General features: G+C 37.6%; 14 protein-coding genes. 11 read left to right on the top strand and 3 right to left on the bottom strand.

Annotated features, from left to right (window positions below; genetic code table 11):
* Positions 1-44 precede the first annotated feature (44 nt).
* A complete protein-coding gene (gene glsA, locus ACFSKV_RS09375) occupies positions 45-1085 on the bottom strand; it encodes a glutaminase A (RefSeq protein WP_380801749.1) in 1041 nt (346 codons plus the stop codon).
* A 399-nt stretch (positions 1086-1484) separates the two neighbouring features.
* Between glsA and ACFSKV_RS09370 the strand changes: the two genes are divergently transcribed.
* The 7 genes from ACFSKV_RS09370 (at position 1485) to ACFSKV_RS09340 (ending at position 11526) form a co-directional block, all read left to right on the top strand.
* Entirely contained in the window at positions 1485-2744 is a 1260-nt protein-coding gene (locus tag ACFSKV_RS09370) for a hypothetical protein (protein ID WP_380801746.1), read from the top strand.
* Positions 2745-2798: 54 nt separating this feature from the next.
* Positions 2799-4289: a GH1 family beta-glucosidase gene (locus ACFSKV_RS09365; RefSeq protein ID WP_380801743.1), complete on the top strand. Its 1491-nt coding sequence runs from the start codon at positions 2799-2801 to the stop codon at positions 4287-4289.
* Between the two features lie 143 nt (positions 4290-4432).
* Positions 4433-5431: an alpha/beta hydrolase gene (locus tag ACFSKV_RS09360; RefSeq protein WP_380801741.1), complete on the top strand. Its 999-nt coding sequence runs from the start codon at positions 4433-4435 to the stop codon at positions 5429-5431.
* A gap of 321 nt (positions 5432-5752) precedes the next feature.
* Entirely contained in the window at positions 5753-6463 is a 711-nt protein-coding gene (locus ACFSKV_RS09355) for a sugar phosphate isomerase/epimerase family protein (RefSeq protein WP_380801739.1), read from the top strand.
* A 585-nt stretch (positions 6464-7048) separates the two neighbouring features.
* Positions 7049-8209 carry a dipeptidase gene (locus ACFSKV_RS09350; RefSeq protein ID WP_380801737.1) on the top strand — a complete coding sequence of 387 codons (1161 nt, stop codon included), beginning with the start codon at positions 7049-7051 and terminating at the stop codon, positions 8207-8209.
* 2 nt (positions 8210-8211) lie between these two features.
* On the top strand, positions 8212-8943 hold the full coding sequence (locus ACFSKV_RS09345; protein WP_380801736.1) for a VIT1/CCC1 transporter family protein: 732 nt from the start codon (positions 8212-8214) through the stop codon (positions 8941-8943).
* 150 nt (positions 8944-9093) lie between these two features.
* A complete protein-coding gene (locus ACFSKV_RS09340) occupies positions 9094-11526 on the top strand; it encodes a DUF5686 family protein (protein ID WP_380801733.1) in 2433 nt (810 codons plus the stop codon).
* 451 nt (positions 11527-11977) lie between these two features.
* Here ACFSKV_RS09340 and ACFSKV_RS09335 read toward each other — a convergent pair whose 3' ends face one another.
* Positions 11978-13003, bottom strand: coding sequence for a DUF4407 domain-containing protein (locus tag ACFSKV_RS09335; RefSeq protein WP_380801731.1), 1026 nt, complete (start codon positions 13001-13003; stop codon positions 11978-11980).
* 274 nt (positions 13004-13277) lie between these two features.
* Here ACFSKV_RS09335 and ACFSKV_RS09330 point away from each other — a divergent pair, with 274 nt between their 5' ends.
* The 3 genes from ACFSKV_RS09330 to ACFSKV_RS09320 all read left to right on the top strand — a co-directional run bounded on the left by ACFSKV_RS09330 (position 13278) and on the right by ACFSKV_RS09320 (position 16544).
* Positions 13278-13943, top strand: coding sequence for a GDSL-type esterase/lipase family protein (locus tag ACFSKV_RS09330; protein WP_380801728.1), 666 nt, complete (start codon positions 13278-13280; stop codon positions 13941-13943).
* 173 nt (positions 13944-14116) lie between these two features.
* A complete protein-coding gene (locus ACFSKV_RS09325; RefSeq protein WP_380801725.1) occupies positions 14117-14425 on the top strand; it encodes a thiamine-binding protein in 309 nt (102 codons plus the stop codon).
* 130 nt (positions 14426-14555) lie between these two features.
* Entirely contained in the window at positions 14556-16544 is a 1989-nt protein-coding gene (locus ACFSKV_RS09320) for an IPT/TIG domain-containing protein (protein WP_380801722.1), read from the top strand.
* Positions 16545-16549: 5 nt separating this feature from the next.
* Here the strand turns inward: ACFSKV_RS09320 and ACFSKV_RS09315 are convergent, their stop codons facing one another.
* Positions 16550-17674 (bottom strand): fatty acid desaturase family protein, encoded by a 1125-nt coding sequence (locus ACFSKV_RS09315; RefSeq protein WP_380801720.1) that lies wholly within the window; start codon positions 17672-17674, stop codon positions 16550-16552.
* A 376-nt stretch (positions 17675-18050) separates the two neighbouring features.
* Here ACFSKV_RS09315 and typA point away from each other — a divergent pair, with 376 nt between their 5' ends.
* The gene (gene typA / locus ACFSKV_RS09310; protein ID WP_380801717.1) at positions 18051-19856 is read left to right on the top strand and encodes a translational GTPase TypA; all 1806 of its coding nucleotides are present in this window, start codon (positions 18051-18053) and stop codon (positions 19854-19856) included.
* The last annotated feature ends 185 nt before the right edge of the window (positions 19857-20041 follow it).

Raw genomic sequence — 20041 nt, 5'->3', positions numbered from 1 at the left:
AATTGAAAAGAATTCTCTCTGCCTGCCGCTTTGTAAAATCAGTTTTAATTTTTAGGCTGTACGTAAAAAGGATTTGAACCCAATTCAGCCACTATATGCTTAATCGATTCCTGTGCCCTGACACTGTTTCCTGCTGCATCTAAACGAGGAGAAATGACTGCTATCCCAAACTGCCCTGGATAAAAAGCAATAATTCCTCCTCCTACACCGCTTTTCCCTGGTAATCCTACGTTGTAGATCCATTGACCGCTATCATCATACAAACCAGCTGTGGCCATCACAGGGATTACATGAGCAACAGTTTGGTAAGAAACTACTTTCTTTTTTGTAACTGGATTAGTTCCCCCATTGGCCAAAGTGGCGGCCATAATAGCAAGGTCTTTGGCATTCACAGCCACCGCACATTGCTTGGTGTAAATATCCGTGGTCTCTATGGGGTCAAAATACATTCTTCCATAGGCATTCAATAGCATGGCTATGGCTTGATTTCGTTGATTGGTAGCTGCTTCACTTTCATACACCGGCTGGTCAATACCCAATTTTCTTCCTGCAAAATCATCATAAGTAGATTTTATCATATTCCACTTTTCATCATAGGTATTTCCTTTTACCAAACTTGTCGTGGCAATCGCACCTGGATTAACTAAGGGGTTGATTTCTTTACCTTTATTCATTTCTATGGCAATAATGGAATTGAAAACCATCCCTGTTGCGTCCACACCAACTTTTTCCAGAACTTCTAGTGCACCGGAATCTTCCACTACTCTAGCCATAGTAAAAACCTTTGAAATTGACTGAATAGAAACTTCTGTGTTCAGGTCTCCTGCTGAAAATATCTTTCCATCAACTGTCACTATAGCCAATCCAAAAAGCTCCGGATCCACTTTGTCCAATTCTGGAATGTAATTGGCATTGGCTCCTTCCTTATAGTCTTTGTACTTTTCATAAGCATTTTTCAAAGCTGCATTAAATTCAGAGTCGGTCCATGATTTTCTCTGGGCAAAAGCCCCTAAGGAAACAGGTATTAAAAAAACTGTTATTAATACCAGTTTAAGGATTCCAAAATGTCTGCTTTTTGTTTTCATAACCATTGAATTTAAAGATTAAGAATTTTGAAAATTAAAATCGGCTTTTTATAAAAGATTTCCATGTATGATAAATTCATTTTGGAATAATTACTGCTTTATTAAAATATAAAACTAAACAAATATACTTTTTTAAATATTTGAATTTTTCATTAAAACATATAATATTTTTTTTAAATTAATATTTATATTCAATATAATTGTTTAAATTCAATTTACAAAATTATATATATACTTATTAATAAATTTAACAATAAAATAATATTAAATAAAAAATAATCTACGATATTTTAAATATATTATTATATTATTTTAATGTAAAGAAATATTTTCATCTACACTTTCAAGTCAAACACACCTTGATTTTATCACTACGCTCACATTTAAAGCAATTTGGCCATGAAAACAAAATCTAAATTGACTGCCTTATTTATGATTTTCCTTTTTTTTGAAGTTTCTGTGAATGCCCAAGATGAAGCTGATAGGTACCCACAAAGATTCAGATACAGGTATGTTGAACCCGGTGCATTTCAGGACACGAGTAAAACTGCAGGATTTGATCCCTCATTGTATCACCCGTTCTTTATCAAAAGCAAAGACGGGCAATATTCTTTAAATATTTCTGCCTATGCCCAATTGAGGTATAATGTGGCTTTTCTAAGCAATACCCCGGATGAAATAAACTCAACAGATTTGGGCTATAATCTTGGCAGGTTCAGGACTTTTTTAGAAGGCAATCTAACTGATAAATTTTATTACCACTTAAGGACAAATGTAAACCCATCAGGTAAATTTGAGTTAATAGCAGCTTATATCCAGTATAATATTGATAATAAAAACTGGCTGAGATTTGGAAGACAGTTCATGGCATTAAGCTTGGAAGATTGGATGTATCCTTTAGATCTGGCCTCCATAGAATTCTCTGCCATGGATTTTGAATTCGCCATTTGGAGCTCATTTGGATTGCAATGGAGACATGTAGCCAGTGAGAAATTTAGAACATACGCATCTGTTGGGAATGGGTCATATGGAGGCAGGAGGGATTTCCCTGCTCCTGCAGCCTCTGATTTGGCATTGATAGCAAGGGGAGAATGGAATATCATGGGAGGCACTTGGGGCCGTTGGGATGATATGGTGGGGAGGCGTGACAAATTCCCGATAGGCATGTTATTGGGCTTCAGTATTGGCAATCAGTTTAGATTTGACAAAGAGGTCATACAGACCGAGGCAAATGGAGGAACGCAGGTCAATATGGATTTTAGTCTGCAGGGAGAAAATATCCACTTCTTCTCTGCTTACAATCGGACATGGAAACGGTACGAAACAGGGGTAGGTGAAAATGCATATAGGGAAGGCTTCTATACAACTTTGGGCTATTGGCTGGACAACCAATGGTTCTCTTATGCCAGGTTCGATTTTGTTGGAAAAGGGAACACCCCAGATCCGCAAAATTCACTAAAGAATTACGCTGCCCCTGGTGCAGGGATCAGTTACTACCCCTTCTTTTTCAACAACAAAGTCCGATTTACTTTAGAATTCAATCATTTATCTAATCCAATAGACCAAACAACAGTTGCGCCGGACGGGCAGTTGGGATTCGTTCCCACGCCTTATGGAGGACAATCATCTATCAGGTTTCAGGCACAGTTCGGGTTCTGAGAAATCAGGTAGGATAATTTTTATTCACTTAAATACATTTTATTCATCTGAATTATGGAATCAAAAAAAAACAGTAGCCGCAGAGACTTTCTCAAGATTGGTGCAACAGCCACAATTGCTTTACCGGCAATCAATCTGATAAGCTGTAAAAATGAGGTACCTGCCATTGAACAGAACAGTTACACTCAACTTGGTCATAACAGAAAATTTCCGGATAACTTCGTTTGGGGAACAGCCACAGCAGCTTATCAGGTTGAAGGGGCTGTAAATGAGGACGGCAGAGGCGTATCTATTTGGGACACCTATTCCAAGATCCCTGGAAAAATTAAAAACAATGACAATGGGGATATTGCATGTGACATGTATCACCGATACAAGGAAGATGTCCAGTTGATGAAATCCATCCATTCCGGCGCATACCGATTTTCCATTTCATGGCCGCGTGTATTTCCCAACGCCACCGGTACTCCAAATCCTAAAGGATTGGACTTTTACAATAGGTTAATAGATGAGTTACTGGCCAATGGAATCACACCTTATGCCACACTTTATCATTGGGATCTGCCCCAAATTCTCCAAGATAAATACGGAGGCTGGCAATCAAAAGAAACTTCAAAAGCTTTTGCAGAATATGCGGCTTACGTTACAGAAAAAATCAGTGACCGGGTAAAGCACTTTTTTACGCTCAATGAATTTTACTCTTTCACGGATCTGAGTTATGGACTCGGCCAATTAGCCCCCGGTTTAAAATTACCAATCAAAGAGGTGGCTCAGGTGAGAAACAATGCGGTTTTGGAACATGGCATGGGTTTGCAAGCTATGAGGCAGGTGGCCAAGTCCCCCTTGGAAATTGGGGTGGCTGAAAACATCGTCACGGCTGTTCCTGTCATCGAAACAAAAGAAAATATAGAAGCTGCCAAAAAAGCAACCCGTGAATTGAATGCGGGGCTTTTGACAGTGATGATGGAAGGAAAATATACCGACAATTACCTAAACAGTTTGGGGCCAGATGCACCTGACTTTACAATGGAAGAACTAAATCTCATTGCCGGGCCATTGGATTTTGTGGGAATCAATGTGTACCTCGCCAATAAGTATGTACAAGCAGGTGATAACGAAAATGGTTTTGAGCTCATCCAACATGCGAAACATCATCCGACAATGGCTTCCCCTTGGCATATGGTAAGTCCTGAAAGCTTATACTGGGCACCCAGACTCGTCATGGAATTATGGAAAGCCAAGGAGATATATATAACCGAAAATGGATGTGGAGCGACTGACGAGCTTTCACAAGAGGGTCAAGTAATTGATACCGACAGGGTGATGTTTTTGAAAAACTATCTCACCCAACTTCACCGTGCCACCAGTGAAGGCATTCCGGTCACAGGGTATTTTCATTGGAGCCTGATGGATAACTTTGAATGGATCTTCGGTTATGGGATCCGGTTTGGATTATTTTACATGGATTACGAATCGCTGGAAAGAAACCCTAAACTAAGTGCAGAATACTTTAAAAAGGTAGCTGAAAGTAATACTTTACTTTAAGTTTAGAATATTCTATTGAAGGGTAATCCTCAGCAAAAAGTGATCAAATCCCAATGAGCTTACGCATATCTAGTAAGAATGATCAAATAAGGGATCCCACCTGCCTGAGACCAATAAGGTGTAACAATTAAAAAAATGAAATCATGAAAAGCATATTAAAACGAACCTTAATCATATTGTTGGCATTAGGCGCAGTCATTTTTCTTGCTTTCAAGTTATCACCTTATCCTTCTACTTGGATAATCAGGTATGCTTTCAACAAAGAAGCCATAAGGGTCAATTCAGAATTGGAAAAATTTGTTCCTGAAAACATAGTCAGCATCAACGATGTACAATATGATGAAAATGATAAAGATGCATTTTTAGACGCCTATTTCCATAGGGATTCTGTTATAGCAAAGAGAAAATTACCCGTGATTGTTTGGGCCCACGGCGGCGGTTTGATTTCAGGTGACAAAAGCCAATTAAGCAATTATTGCAAAATATTGGCCTCCAAAGGTTATCTGGCCATATCCATAAATTATACCATTGCTCCCGAAGGAAAATACCCAACCCCCATGCGGCAACTTAACAAAGCATTGGCCTTTATTTCTTCCAATCCTGAAAAATTTTATGCCGACACCTCTTTCTTTGTTTTGGCCGGAGACTCCGGTGGTTCTATGATTTCAGCCGCTACAGCCAATATCATTACCAGTACTGAATATGCAAAAATCACAAAGGTTGACCCCGGAATAAACCCCAACCAACTCAAGGGCTTGCTGTTGTATTGTGGAATCTACGAAATAGACAACTTAAAAACTGAAGGGGCTTTTGGTTCTTTCCTCAAGACAGTGATGTGGGGATATTTTGATAAAAAAGATATCTCAAATGATGAATACGCCAAAACGGCCTCAGTCACGAATTTTCTAACAAACTCCTTTCCTCCCACTTTTATTTCGGCAGGAAACAAAGATCCACTACTACCTCAATCAAGACTTTTGGCTGAAAAACTTGCCACATTGAATGTACCATTGGATACTTTGTTTTTCCCGGACAATCAGCAACCTGAATTAGGGCACGAATACCAGTTTAAACTTGATGAATCGGGAAAACTCGCACTTGAAAGGACGTTGAAATTTCTTCATTCGATTTCTGATTTATAAAGATGGAAAAGGTTAGGCATTTATAAATCAAATGTTCAGAACATAGTCTTATTGAATTTAAAAACCTTTTTCACAAATTGAATTGCGTATCTTAATCTTCAATTGTCAAATCAAAGAAATGAACAGAAGAAAATTTTCCAAAATCACTACTTTAGGCATATCGGCTTCATTATTTCCATTAAATACTTATGCCGGAATGTCAATAGATATTCGTCTTGGGGGACCGGTTTTTGAAAATTTAACTCACCAGATGATTGGGTTGCAGTACTGAAAAAACTTAAATATCGAGCCGCCTATTGCCCTGTTGGACTGAATGCCTCCTTGGAGGAAATCAAGGCTTACGAAAATACCGCTAAAAAAGCTGACATTATTATTGCTGAAGTTGGCGCCTGGTCCAACCCCATAAGTCCCGATCCCCAAGTTGCTAAGGAAGCCTTTGAAAAATGTACTGCTTCACTAAGACTGGCAGATGAGATCGGGGCTAACTGCTGTGTAAATATTGCCGGTTCCAAGAGTATTGAAAACTGGGCCGGTCCACATCCTGAAAATTTCTCAGAAGACACTTTTGATCAAATAGTGGAGATCACAAGGAAGATAATTGATGAGATAAAACCCAAACGGACTTATTTTACTTTGGAGGCCATGCCCTGGATTTCCCCTGAATCCCCTGAAAGTTATTTACGTTTGATCAAAGCAATAGACAGAAAGGCATTTGCAGTACACCTAGACCCTGTGAATATGGTCACAAGCCCTGCCGTATTTTTTAGAAATGGCGAATTAATCAAAGTGAGTTTCAAGAAATTAGGTCCATTCATCAAGAGTTGTCATGCCAAAGATCTTATTTTAAAACAAGGAACATTTATGCCCCAATTTGATGAAGTTATCCCTGGAAGAGGACAAATGAATTATAAAATTTTCCTCCAGGAATTAAGCAAATACCCGGAAATCCCTTTGATGATGGAACATTTAAGTTCTGCAGAGGAATACAGAGAAGGTGCGGAATACATCAGGAATGTGCTGGAAAAAATCTGATCCAAAAGAAATCCTATCCCCCAATAAACCAGAATAAAGAATAATTGGAACTTTCAAATAAAACGGAATTTTCTTTGTTTTAGCCTTAATATTTAACCAATTCTTTAATAATTCTCTTATTTATTACCAGCAAAACCAATTTTCCAAGTTACTCCAGAACAAAAAATGGCAAAACTTTGAAAATCGGTTTATTTTTTAACCGAATTTTTGAAAATTCCCGCCATTTATTAAAAACATGGTTCAAATTTTAAGCATAAAAAAAGGAGTCTCTGTAAAAGACTCCCAAGTTGGGTTTATTTGTAACTGACTATAGCCATATAAACTTTGGTATTTTTCAAACTTTTTGACATTTTTCACTACCAAAATTTTCTAAACTTAAAAAAATGAATTGAAAAGACAATAAAACCTCTACAATATTTTTTAACAATTTTATAAAAGGAAAATAATCTTTCGATCAATTTATGAGTTTTCCACCTGAAATCAACTAATTTCTAATTTGATTTATTGGAAAACTTCCTATTGGTTTTTATTAACGCCTACTTGTGTAATTTTTTTATTTATATTCATAACCAAACAACCTGGATTATGAAGAAAATCTTATTTCTATTGATCATCCTTTTCCTATTGTATTGGATAGGGACCATGGCTATTCCTCCCATAATAGAAAAAGGCAATAATCCAGTAAAACAAGAAGCACCCTATGAAGTATCAGAAGAAGCGATAGCTTTATTCAAGACATTGGATTTTGTAGCTGATTTACATTGTGATGCCCTTTTGTGGGGGAGAGATCTTACAAAAAGATCAGATGTCGGTCATGTAGATTTTCCAAGGATGCAGGAAGGAAATGTGGCCTTACAGGTTTTTACCATTGTATCAAAATCACCAAAAGGTCAAAACATGGACCATAACAGTGCTGATACCCAAGACAACATCACCCTCTTGAACATGGCACAAGGAAGGCCTATATCAAATTGGTTCAGTCTGATAGAGAGGACTCTTTATCAATCCAATCAGCTTGAAAAATTCTCTTCTAATTTCCAAGGTCAGTTTATTGTTGTGAAATCACAAGAAGACCTGGAAAGGCTTATTGCAGTAAGAAAAGAAAATAAAAATATCATTGGGGGGTTATTAGGAATTGAGGGTGCCCATGCATTGGAGGGAAAAATTGAAAACCTTGAAAAAGCCTATGAGGCAGGAGTAAGATTAATTGGACCCTCCCACTTTTTTGACAATGAAATGGGAGGATCAGCTCACGGAGAAAGCGGGGAAGGACTAACTGATTTTGGTAAACAGGTCATCAAACGGATGAATGAACTGAATATGGTGATTGATCTGGCACATGCTTCCCCAAAAATGTTTGATGATATTCTGGAGATTTCCGAAAAACCGGTAATGGTGTCCCATACAGGAATAAGGGCAGTCCTTAATTCTCCAAGAAACCTCTCCGATGAACAGATCAGGAAAATTGCAGACAAAGGCGGCATCATCGGAATTGCTTTTTTTGATAGGGCTGTAGGAGAAAATGAAATCAAGGGGATTGTAGCCAGCATGAAAAGAGTCAAAAATCTTGTTGGGATACAGCATGTGGCCTTAGGGTCAGATTATGATGGCAGTGTGGCAGTACCATTTGATATTACCGGTCTTCCTTTGATTGTAGAAGCCTTGATGGTCGAGGGATTTACTGATGAAGAAATCCGTGCCATTATGGGAGAAAACGTAAAAAGATTTTTAATGGAAAATCTATGAATATGGACGAAATTAATATACATCAGGAGTCAACCACTTTTGCAAGTATACAAAATTACCTTAGAGAATTCGTATATGGTGGAATTGATGGCGCTGTGACTACTTTCGCAGTGGTAGCAGGAGCCTATGGGGCTAATCTTGAGCCTGCGATCATTATTATCCTTGGCTTTGCCAACCTTTTCGCCGATGGATTTTCAATGTCTGTTGGAGCCTATCTATCCGCAAAGTCTGAAAAAGAACATTATAAAAAACACCGGAATATTGAATACTGGGAAATAGAAACCATACCGGAAATTGAAAGAAAAGAAGTCGAAGACATCTATAGGAACAAAGGTTTCGAAGGAAAATTACTTCAGGATGTAGTGGATGTCATCGTTTCTGATAAGGACCGTTGGGTAGATGAAATGATGAAAAATGAGTTGGAGATGATTCCTGACTCCAAAAGCCCATTTAAGATCGGCTTGGCCACTTTGATATCTTTTATTGTTGTAGGATTTATTCCTTTGGTAGTATATGTTTATGATTTTTTTGAAGAAACTACTATAGACACCTTTTTTTGGACCAGTACTTTCACTTGTATTGCTTTTGTAGTTATTGGCTGGTTAAAAAGTTTCGTAAATCAAACCAATATCCTAAAAAGTGTTTCTGAAACTCTGGTCTTGGGAATTGTAGCAGCTTTGGTAGCCTATTATGTCGGGGATTTCCTTGAAAACTTATTGGTGAACGCCCAATGAAATATTTTTAAAATTTATTTTAAGGTTTAAAAATTTGCCTAAACAGTTTTCATTTTGGTTAACACTTAATTTCTTCACTTGTAAAAATCCCAAAACCCTTCCATGTTCGTTTAAGTACTAACTTTATAGGACAATGAAATTTATTTCAATATGAAATACTATTTGGCGGTGTTATTTCTTTTTACTGGCGCATTAAAATTTTCCTTCCTATCTGCCCAAAATCTTTCAATTGAAGGATATATATTAGATCAAAATACATCTAAACCGGTTCCATTTGCCAATATTCAACTCATTGGTAATAACCAAAAAAAAGGAGCGATAACCGACGTAAGAGGATGGTATAGACTATTTCCATCCCCGGAAGATAGCCTTGTCATTATTTCCCATGTTAGCTATGAAAAACGGACCATCCCATTGATAGAATTAAAGGTGAATGCTGACATTTTTCTAAATCCATCAACATTAGTACTAGGTGAGTATGTTTTGGAAGCCGGAGAAAATCCCGCCTTAGCGCTCATTAAAAAGGCAATTGAAAAAAAACCCATTAATGACCCAAGAAAACTTGATTCTTATAAGTTTGAAGCTTATCATAAAACTGTATTGTCCTTTGAGGGTTTGAATGAATTTCCCGACTACGATGATCCTAACCTGAACTATTTGGAAGGAGGCCATTTATTTATGGCGGAAAGTTTCTCTGAAGTTAAATTCAAAAAACCAGGAAAAATAAATGAAATAGTTAAGGCCAGTAAAATATCCGGGATTGACAACCCATTAGTTGCCTTAGCCGCAAGCACTTTTCAACCCTTCTCTTTTTATGAAAATCATTTTAATATTCTAGAAACCCCTTATCTAAATCCTTTAAGCAAGGATGGTCTGTCAAAATACAATTATTACCTGGAAGATAGTATCCAACAAGAAGCCTATACAACTTATATCATTTCTTACCAACCCAAAAAAGGGAAGTTTTTTCAGCTCCTTAAAGGGTTACTTTACATCTCCGGGAAACAGTTTGCTTTGGAAAATATGACCCTCACACCTGCAGACAGTACTTTGGCACTGACATTTGAAATGCAGCAAAAAAATTCCTGGAATGGGAATTTTTGGTTCCCAGAGCAAATCAACGCAAACTTTAGAACCACAGACAATAGTTTTGAGCAAAAAAACCTCCTGATTAAAAACCAAATGTTTATCAATAATATTGAAATCAACACACTTCCCAATAATGAGAAGTTCAATCCGGTAAGTTTGGTTATGGATATCAATAACAGGAATTTTGAATGGGAAAAGCTAAGGTTGGATTCTTTGACCTACCGGGAATACCAAACCTACCGCAGATTTGAGAACATGCCCGAAAAAGAAAAAAGACAACTCAATCTATTGTCCAAATTTATCGGTCAATTAGCCACTGGCCGCATACCCCTTGGACCTGTTGATCTGATTCCGGAACGCCTTTTCCGTATCAATAGGTATGAAGGTTTCGCTTTGGGACTTGGGCTTTCTTCTAATCAAACGCTATCAGACTTTTTCAGAATTGAGGGGTATTTTAGGTATGGATTCAGAGACAAAGCATTGAAATATGGGGGAGGAATTGAATTCATGATCGACAAAAAATATGACACCAGATTAAAATTAAATTTTAGCCAGGATTTGATAGAAACAGGTTCAAGTGAAATCCCAAGGCTGAAGGGCTATTCCCTTTCCGGAGACGCCTTCCGAAGATTTGCGGCAGAACGCATGGACAGTGTCCAAAGGTTTAGTGCAGAAATTTCCCAAATGCCTTTTAAAGGGACAAGAATAGGACTATTCAGCAATTTGGATAATAGAATTTCAGTTCTTAATTATACCCTTGATGATCCGGCCGACAACTACCCAAGCTCTTTTAGAAATACAGAAATCGGGTTGAATTTCAGATGGACGGGAAATGAAAATATCAGTCGAATAGGCAATAATCTGATTTCCTTATCAACCACTTATCCCATAGTCGCCTTGAGGATAGCCAAAGCCCTCCCGGGAATACTTGATAGTTCTCTTGATTTCATCAACACAGAATTAAGATTTTTCCACCAATGGAATAAAGGGAATTCTACGAACAGGTTTTCTATGGCCATGCAGGGAATCTGGGGAGAAAATCTGCCCTTATCTTATATTCATTCAGGTTACGGTATTAATTTGCAAAGAAGAAATGAACTGGATTTTGCATTCTACTTTCCCAGTTACCTGCAAACCATGTTTGTTTATGAATTCTTTTCTGACCGAAGTGCCCTATTCAGCTATTCCCACCAAACCGGTCCTATTTTCAACACCTACTTTGGAAAGCTGAATTTTTCTCCGCAGCTCAGGTTCATCCAAAATTTTGCCATAGGTACTTTGAGCAATCCTGAATCTTATAGTTTTGTAGCATTCAAAACCATGGAAAAAGGATATTGGGAATCGGGTTTGGAGATGAACAATTTATTCAAAGTAAGTTCAGGATTTCAAAAAAGAAGCTTTGGCCTAGGGGCATTTTATAGGTATGGGCCTTACGGAAACCCTCAATGGGAGGATAATTTCGTCATCACCATTTCAACCAATTTGTCTTTCTAGTAAACTGAAATTGATTTTTGTTCAAGGATATGTATTGTACAAAGTACCATGTACCATGTACCAAGAATTGGGCATAGAACCGAATTATTAGACAAGGGATCATAGCAGTAAACTACCAATGACAGATTACCGGAACCGTCATTCTGAGCGAGGGACAAGCGAAGAATCTCCTATAGTTAAGTAGCTCCCCCACAATGCTGCGGGGCAGGTATTCGACTCCGCAAGCTCTGTCTATCATTGAGAGATTGGAGAAACCCTCACTCTGATCCCGATGACTCGGGAGAAGAGTCTCCCAAGTTAGAGGAAATGCTGATTCCGATAAAAATCGGAATCAGCATGTCGCGTAATATTGTCATTACCCATTCTGTACTTTAAACTAAATGTAAAATTCTCAGAATGACGCGGAAAACAAGATATTATTCCCTTTCATGAAATACCAGGTTTTAAAATCTCAAATCTGATTGGCAGTTTTAAACACTTCTAAATTCCTTTCGCTGCGAACATAGGTTTTTGTAGATTCTTCTTTGGCATATACCTGCACTTTCATTTCAGCTAGATCAACCAACTCGTCATAAGGTCCACGAGGTGAAATTAATTTGACAAAGATGGGCGCTGTTTCCAGGGCTACGAACAACAACATTATAAAAACATTTGCCCATCTTATGGCATCACTTTCCTTGCCTAAGACCTGAAGTGCATCAATTCGTGCGGCAAATCCATCAAAGCCTTCTATATTGGGTTGCCTTTTTTCAAATTCAAGCTGACTCAGAGAATTCAGATTTTTGATTTCCTTTTCTATTTCATTGATCCTGATCTGATGACCGGCACGGAGAACATCCAGTTCTTTTTGTGCCGCATCCAATTGTTGCTCTTTTTTCTTTGCATTGCTCCCCAATCCTACAATACCACTGGTGCCATCCGTTTTGGTGCCGAACCGTTCATAGTCATACTCCTGCTGTAATTTGTCTCTGAAAGCAACAGCAGCAGCAACTTCAGATCTAAGGCTGTCTTTTTTTGCTTCAAGCCCTTTGATTTCCTTAAATCCCTCTTTAATCGCCTCCTTGCTTTGCGTGATCATTTCCATCTTTTTTTCGTCCAGCTTCCGGTTGATCTCTCTTTCAAAAATCTTCAGCTCCAAGGGCTTGGATATGACTACAGCCAACAAAACGGCAAAAATCAATCTTGGAATGGCCATTTTCCATTCCGACCAGGCATGGTCCCTTTTGCGCATACTGGAAACGATAAACCTGTCCAAATTAAAAATCATCAATCCCCATAACAGACCAAAGGCTATTGCTATCCATACAGATTGGAAAACTGTAAACAGTGCGTAACCAGCTGAAAGGGAGGCCAATAATCCCGTAAAAAAAATGGTGCCGCCGATACCGACATATTTGTGGGTTTCGGTAGGGGTCCTATTTAACAAGGGAGCATAAGCACCGGAACAAAACCAAAAGAATTGGGTGATTTTCTTCATGAATTTACTGAATAGTTTTGGCAGTTAAATATTCAATCAAAAAACGAACTAGAAAAAGCTAAAGTATGGACGGGAATTGCTTAAGGGAAACAAATGTGATAAAAGATGCCTTATTCGTTTCAGAAAAGCCAAAAATAGGTTTAAAATAAAATTGAAAAACTTTTCTTATACCCATTACAGAAATGTTCAATAATGAGACTACTACTGAAAATGAACATTTTATGTACGGTTTTGCAACATTAATATTATCTGATATTTTGGAAAAAAATAAAATATGAACCCATTCTTCAAGACTTCCGCAATACTGATTTTCCTATTGGTGTTTTCCTATTCACCTGAGATTAAGGCCCAAACGCAACCTTTTGAGAATGAGGTGAAAGAGTTGGTGAAAAAATACGAAACTTCACCCTGGAACAAAGGGGGTGCTGTTTTCACAGGCAGCTCAAGCATCCGTCTCTGGAAAACACTTGAAGAAGATTTTCCTCAGGCCAATATCATCAATACGGGATTTGGAGGTTCACAGACCCATGACCTGATCAGGTATCTGGATGAACTGGTTATTTCATTTGAGCCTAAAAAGGTTTTCATCTATGTGGGGGAAAATGATATCAACGCAGGAAAAACTGTCCGCCAAATAATCAACGAATATGGGATTATAATAGACCGTGTGAGCACTTCCATCCCAGAAGTGGGCTTTTATTTTATAGGAACCAAACCCAGTCCAAGCCGTTGGGATAAAAAAGGCCAAATGGAAGCTCTGAACAATGAAATGCAGGTATTAAGCAAGAGCAAAGAAAATGTCACTTATATTGATGTCTGGACGAAAATGCTGAATAAAAATGGGACACCAAATGAAAAGCTTTTCGTGGATGACCGACTTCACATGAATTCGAAAGGATATAAAATCTGGAAGAAAGCAGTTAAGCCTTATTTGGAGTAAAGTGGGAAGTTGGAAGTTGGGATGTTGGAAGTTGAAGATTTTAAATTTTAGATCTTTGATCTTAGATTTTAGAATTACTCTTGAAGCTATGAGGATTTATCTCGGCTTTCGCTTCTCGCCTCTTGTTTCTTGCCTCTTGTTTCTTATTTCTAAAATCTCACATCTCAATTCTTATGTCTACCCTAAAAAACACTATCAACCTGGGACTTCAGATTGTCCCCAAAAGCAAAACTATGGACTCTTATGCCTTAGTGGATAAAGCCATAGAAGTAATTCAGGAATCAGGGATCAAACATCTGGTAACTCCCTTTGAGACGGTTATGGAAGGACCGGAAGATCAGTTGTTTGAAATTGCCAGAAAAGCTAAAGATGCTGTCTTGGAAGCCGGGGCCGATGAGGTTTTGGTTTATTACCGGATTCAGATAAGGAAAAATGCAGGCGTCAATATTGAGGATAAAATCGGAAAATACAGTCCAAAATAAAACCAACTCAAAACATAAATGCGTTCAAAAAAATAATTTCTTCAATATGAATTAAAATTTACGTTTTTTAAAATAAGTTTTAGATATATTTAAAAGAGCTTTAACTAAAAACAATTTTTACTAAAATTTTATGAATAGAAATACTTTTTCAAAAATCTTCATGATAATCGTGGTTTCTTTAAGTTCATATTCATGTGATGAATCAGTAAAACCAGATCCCAAAATCCCAATCGTTTCAACTTTAACTGCTTCTGCAAAAGAAAACGAAAGTGTTACATTAGTAGGTGAACTAAGTGGGGTGAATGAGATTTCCAACCATGGTTTTTGGTTTACCTCTGACACCTCTGATTGGAACAAGTTTTCTGAAAAAGTAGACTTGGGAAAACCCAAATCAAACGGACGTTTTGAAAAGAAATTTTTCCAAGGTATTTTATCAGGTAAAACCTATTATTTCAAAGCTTATATCAAAGTCAATTCCAATATTATATTTGGAAAGGCTTTATCCTTTGTCTCGAGAGGTGGTAAATTCGCAACAATTTCACGAGTAGAGCCTGAAAAAGGACATCTTGAAGAGGAAATCCAAATTTTTGGAGAAGGTTTTGGAAATGATGCAGGACTTTTAATTGTATATTTCGATGATATTGGGTCCAATTATTACACCATTACCCCAACAAAAATATCCGCTGTAATTCCCCCGGCAATAAAATCCCCCCAGTTCACTATAAGACTGGTTGAATATTATGGTGCTCCGGATGCAACTTACTCCTATAGCTTAGCAACTCCAGAAGTCATTGGATTTGAACCCACTGAGCCCAAGTTAGGGGAGAAAATAAGGATTAAGGGAAATCATTTTGATAAGGAGAAAACAAGAAACCAAGTCAAGTTCAATGGTATTTCCGCTGAAATAATTTCCAGTAGCAGAGACGAAATAGAAGCAATCATCCCAACAAATCTGACAAATTCAGAATTGGAAATTGAAATATCTGCACAGCTCCAAACAGTAAAGATTGAGCAGAAGATAAATATTGCTCCTCCGATAATCGAGTCTTATCCAACTCGGGTTAGAGTAATGGATATTATTGAAATTAAAGGTAAAAATTTCAACCCTGGATATGGAGCCAATAAAGTAATGTTTAATGAACATGAAGCTAAAGTGATTGATGGAAACACTGAATTTCTAATGGTCGAAATCCCGGACAATGCTTATCCAAATGGTTTTGCAAACCTCAAAATACTTGTTGCAGGACAAGAAGCTAATGGAAATCAAACAATCGAAATAACAGATGAATGGTTGATGGTTGACCAAGATCTACCGTTTAGTTTTTATGCCAGCCCAGGGACATTTGTTATCAACCATACAGCTTATGTAATGGCCAACAGTAAAAACTTCAATGATAATAAAACTTACTTATGGCAATTTAATCCAAATACTTCAAGTTGGACACAAATAGGCACCCCATTTACTAATGCCACAGGTGTAATCGCTCATAATTCCTCAAAAGCCTATTATTTCTCTAATGGAGAAAATGGGAAGTTTTGGGAATATGACCCTTCACTTGATAAATGGACCCAAAAGACTGATCTGCCTGGTGCTAAAAGGGAAGATCCGATGATATTTTCTTTTGATGAAAAAATTTATGTGGGATTAGGAAGGGTTTTTAATACTGCCAATCCCATTAATAGTGGATTTTATGAATATAACCCATTATCTGATTCCTGGAGAAAATTAGGGGATCCTCCAATCACCAATAGATTTAAGCCAAATGCATTTGTTTTTGATTCAAAGGTAATGGTTTTCAACGGGGCAGCAGATTCTGGTGGAAATACAGTGTTTCAGTATAGTCCTTCAAATGATTCATGGAAAGAACTTACCCCATTGGAAGAACCAAGAAGTGGTACTTTTTCATTTGTAATGAATGATAAAGGTTATACAAGTAATGGTAGCTCGAATTCATTCGAGTATAATCCATTTACAGATCAATGGATACCATCATTTCCAATGGGCTACAAATACAGAAGTGCCGGGTTTTCATTTGTGGTAGATGGTAAAGCTTATATAGGAGGCGGAGACACTTTTCCGGAAGGTGGAACTGGAGAAATTTTTATTTTTAGGAAATAACTAAATCACATATCATCCTCCCAGATATTTATTTCACTCCCATTTTTTTTGATTAAACGAAAATGCTCAACAAGAGCTGTTTTTAAAGGAAATGACTTGTAAGGAAGTTGATGTTCCTGACAAAAGCTTTTTATCTCATCAGTCACTTCCCTGGCATTTAAATAACTCACATTAGGAAAAAGATGGTGGGCGACATGATAGTTAAAATTGGCCATCACATGTCTAGTAAACCAATTGTGTTCATCGACATCATTGGTAGTAAGCAGTTGGTGCTTTAGCCAGGTATTTGGCAAATTATTATTTTCATCTACATCAGGAAATGTGTTTTTGGTATTGACATGGGGAGGTAACAAAACCAATAATCCAAATGCACCGGCAACAATAAACATCAGAATTCCCGCCCAAAATACCTGAACATAGGAAAATGGCGTCAGCAATCCAGGCAACACAAAAATATAGAATACAAAAATTATCTTGAACAAGAATAGTTTTACAAATTCTTTGAATTCAATAGGTCCTAATCTTTTTACTATTGATGTTTGGCTGAAAAAATCCTTAAAATCCCTAATCAAAAACCAGTTGAAAAGAAAGAATGGATATAAAAAAACAATGAAATGCTGGTATCGGGTCAGCCACTTACCTTTATCATTGGGATGGACTTTTACGAACTTACTTTTTTCAATATCACTGTCCCAGCCAGTGACGTTTGGGAAATTATGGTGGAAAATAACATGCCTTTTTTTCCACATATAACTATTGGCACCGATGAGGTCAAATAGATAGAGATAAAACCTGTTATAGCTTTTCTTTACAAATAAATTTTCATGACAGACCTCATGGATCAGATTCAGAAAAATGATCACCAACATAAATCCCATCAATGAATAGGCCAATAGAAAAAACGCATATTGGGTACTCCAAAGCGATATTATGTAAATTAAAAAATATATTCCCGGTAAAAGGATAGCCTTAATCCGTAGCTGTAAAAATCTATCTTCTGGTATTGTTTTTATCCTTTTTTGGACACGCTCCCGTAATTCATTCAACAAAGAGGAATCATAGTCATTCCTAATAAAACGAGGTTTCGCCTTTAAATAATTTTCAAGCTGCTGATTTGTTGCTGGTTTCATATAAGTAATCGATTATCAAATTACTTACTCAGAATAATCATAGATAGGGACTATTAAGAGAATAAAAAATCTCCAACCGAAGGGATAAGTTTTACACGTTTCCCAGACTATTTCTACTATCCTTTTTCAAACCATTGAAGAAAAACCATAACAGGATATCAACTGTTAATTTAAAAAAAATGAAAAAATTATCCAAAGAAATTCCAACAGGGTAAATTTTCGGGAAACTAAATACACTTAACCAGATAGGTGCACAATTAATCCACCAAATCTTTGGCCTTCTTCAATCCCATATTATCTTTTCCCTCTCATTTCTAAGTAGATCAAAAGAAAACCAAATTTTCTTTCTACCTTTGCACCCTAATTCAATTTTGCAATGCTTAATATTCGGAATATCGCGATTATCGCACACGTTGACCACGGTAAAACCACCTTGGTGGACAAAATTATCCATGCTTCCAAAATCTTTCGTGAAAACCAACAATTTGACGATTTAATCCTGGACAACAACGACTTGGAAAGAGAAAGAGGAATTACCATTCTTTCCAAAAATGTTTCCGTAAGATATAAAGACCATAAAATAAATATCATAGACACTCCTGGCCACGCCGACTTTGGCGGTGAGGTGGAGAGGGTACTAAAAATGGCTGATGGTGTAATTCTTTTAGTGGATGCCTTCGAAGGTCCTATGCCTCAGACCAGATTTGTTTTGAGTAAAGCACTTTCCTTAGGACTTACCCCAATCGTAGTTGTCAATAAAGTGGATAAACCCAACTGCCGTCCAGATGAAGTGCATGAGGCAGTATTTGACCTTATGTTCAATCTCGATGCTACAGAAGAACAATTGGAATTCCATACCTTATATGGCTCAGCCAAACAAAATTGGATGGGACCGGATTGGAAAAACCCAACGGATTCCATTCTTCCACTACTCGATGCAATCATTGAATACATCCCTGCACCAAAAATCGAAGAAGGTTCTTTGCAAATGCAGATCACCTCTTTGGATTACTCTTCCTTCGTCGGAAGGATTGCCATAGGTAGGGTACAAAGAGGCGCCATAAAAGAAGGGGCTCAACTTTCTTTATGCAAAGCGGATGGAGTGATCAAAAAGGTACGTATAAAAGAATTGCATGTATTCGAAGGATTGGGAAAAAACAAGGTAACTGAAGTTAATGCCGGGGACATCTGTGCTGTCACAGGTATTGAAGACTTTGAAATTGGGGATACCATTGCTGCATTGGAAAATCCTGAGCCACTTCCAAGAATTGCCATTGATGAGCCTACCATGAATATGCTCTTCACCATCAACAATTCTCCATTTTTCGGGAAAGAGGGTAAATTCGTCACTTCCCGTCACTTGAGAGACCGGTTGATGAAAGAAATGGAAAAAAACCTTGCCTTAAAAGTAGAACCAACTGACTCTGAAGATAAATTCATTGTATATGGTAGGGGCATACTTCACTTGTCAGTATTGATTGAGACAATGAGAAGAGAGGGTTATGAACTTCAGGTTGGCCAACCTCAGGTAATTTTTAAAGAAATTGATGGTATGCAATGCGAACCAATTGAAACTTTGGTAGTGGATGTACCTGAAGAAACAGCTGGAAAAGTGATCGAATTGGCAACCCAAAGAAAGGGTGAACTCTTGGTCATGGAGCCAAAAGGAGACTTACAGCACTTAGAGTTCAAAATCCCATCCAGAGGATTGATCGGACTGAGAAACAACGTGTTGACTGCTACCCAAGGTGAAGCCATCATGAACCACCGTTTCTCTGCATACGAACCTTTTAAAGGAAATATTCCCGGAAGAATCAATGGTTCATTGATTTCTATGGAAGGGGGCCAGTGTACGGCATATGCCATAGATAAATTACAGGATAGAGGTATTTTCTTTATTGAACCGGGTGATGAATTATATACCGGACAGGTAATCGGAGAACATTCCAGAGACAATGACTTGGTGGTGAATGTGCAGAAAGGCAAAAAATTGACCAACATGAGGGCTTCTGGTTCTGATGACAACGTCAGGATCGCTCCACCAAAACGATTCTCTTTAGAAGAAGCCATGGAGTATATACAAAAAGATGAATACCTGGAAATAACGCCTAAATCCATCCGTATGAGAAAAATCTACCTGGATGAAAATGAAAGGACAAGGATGGCTAAGAAAGAGGCGTAAATTTGTACCAAGGACAATGAACAAAGATGACCCCGAAGGTTTTCAAACCCTTTGGGGTCTTTTTCCTGACTTCGACACTGGGACACCCAAAATCAAAAATTGAACATTTTTGCCAGTTTTCGCTGACTCTCGTTCAAAAGCAAGGTCTTTCTCAGCTTTTTCCCTGAAGATTTGAGTTGCATTTC

The sequence above is a fragment of the Shivajiella indica genome (assembly GCF_042683085.1).
Classification (GTDB): domain Bacteria; phylum Bacteroidota; class Bacteroidia; order Cytophagales; family Cyclobacteriaceae; genus Shivajiella; species Shivajiella indica.
The sequence above is the reverse complement of the archived record's forward strand: the minus strand, read 5'-3'. Positions and strand labels throughout refer to the sequence as shown.

What these genes read in the sequence shown, in the direction of transcription:
- glsA (WP_380801749.1), bottom strand. Translation starts at nt 1,085, where the DNA reads ATGAAAACAAAAAGCAGACATTTTGGAATCCTTAAACTGGTATTAATA.
- ACFSKV_RS09370 (WP_380801746.1), top strand. Translation starts at nt 1,485, where the DNA reads ATGAAAACAAAATCTAAATTGACTGCCTTATTTATGATTTTCCTTTTT.
- ACFSKV_RS09365 (WP_380801743.1), top strand. Translation starts at nt 2,799, where the DNA reads ATGGAATCAAAAAAAAACAGTAGCCGCAGAGACTTTCTCAAGATTGGT.
- ACFSKV_RS09360 (WP_380801741.1), top strand. Translation starts at nt 4,433, where the DNA reads ATGAAAAGCATATTAAAACGAACCTTAATCATATTGTTGGCATTAGGC.
- ACFSKV_RS09350 (WP_380801737.1), top strand. Translation starts at nt 7,049, where the DNA reads ATGAAGAAAATCTTATTTCTATTGATCATCCTTTTCCTATTGTATTGG.
- ACFSKV_RS09345 (WP_380801736.1), top strand. Translation starts at nt 8,212, where the DNA reads ATGGACGAAATTAATATACATCAGGAGTCAACCACTTTTGCAAGTATA.
- ACFSKV_RS09340 (WP_380801733.1), top strand. Translation starts at nt 9,094, where the DNA reads ATGAAATACTATTTGGCGGTGTTATTTCTTTTTACTGGCGCATTAAAA.
- ACFSKV_RS09335 (WP_380801731.1), bottom strand. Translation starts at nt 13,003, where the DNA reads ATGAAGAAAATCACCCAATTCTTTTGGTTTTGTTCCGGTGCTTATGCT.
- ACFSKV_RS09330 (WP_380801728.1), top strand. Translation starts at nt 13,278, where the DNA reads ATGAACCCATTCTTCAAGACTTCCGCAATACTGATTTTCCTATTGGTG.
- ACFSKV_RS09325 (WP_380801725.1), top strand. Translation starts at nt 14,117, where the DNA reads ATGTCTACCCTAAAAAACACTATCAACCTGGGACTTCAGATTGTCCCC.
- ACFSKV_RS09320 (WP_380801722.1), top strand. Translation starts at nt 14,556, where the DNA reads ATGAATAGAAATACTTTTTCAAAAATCTTCATGATAATCGTGGTTTCT.
- ACFSKV_RS09315 (WP_380801720.1), bottom strand. Translation starts at nt 17,674, where the DNA reads ATGAAACCAGCAACAAATCAGCAGCTTGAAAATTATTTAAAGGCGAAA.
- typA (WP_380801717.1), top strand. Translation starts at nt 18,051, where the DNA reads ATGCTTAATATTCGGAATATCGCGATTATCGCACACGTTGACCACGGT.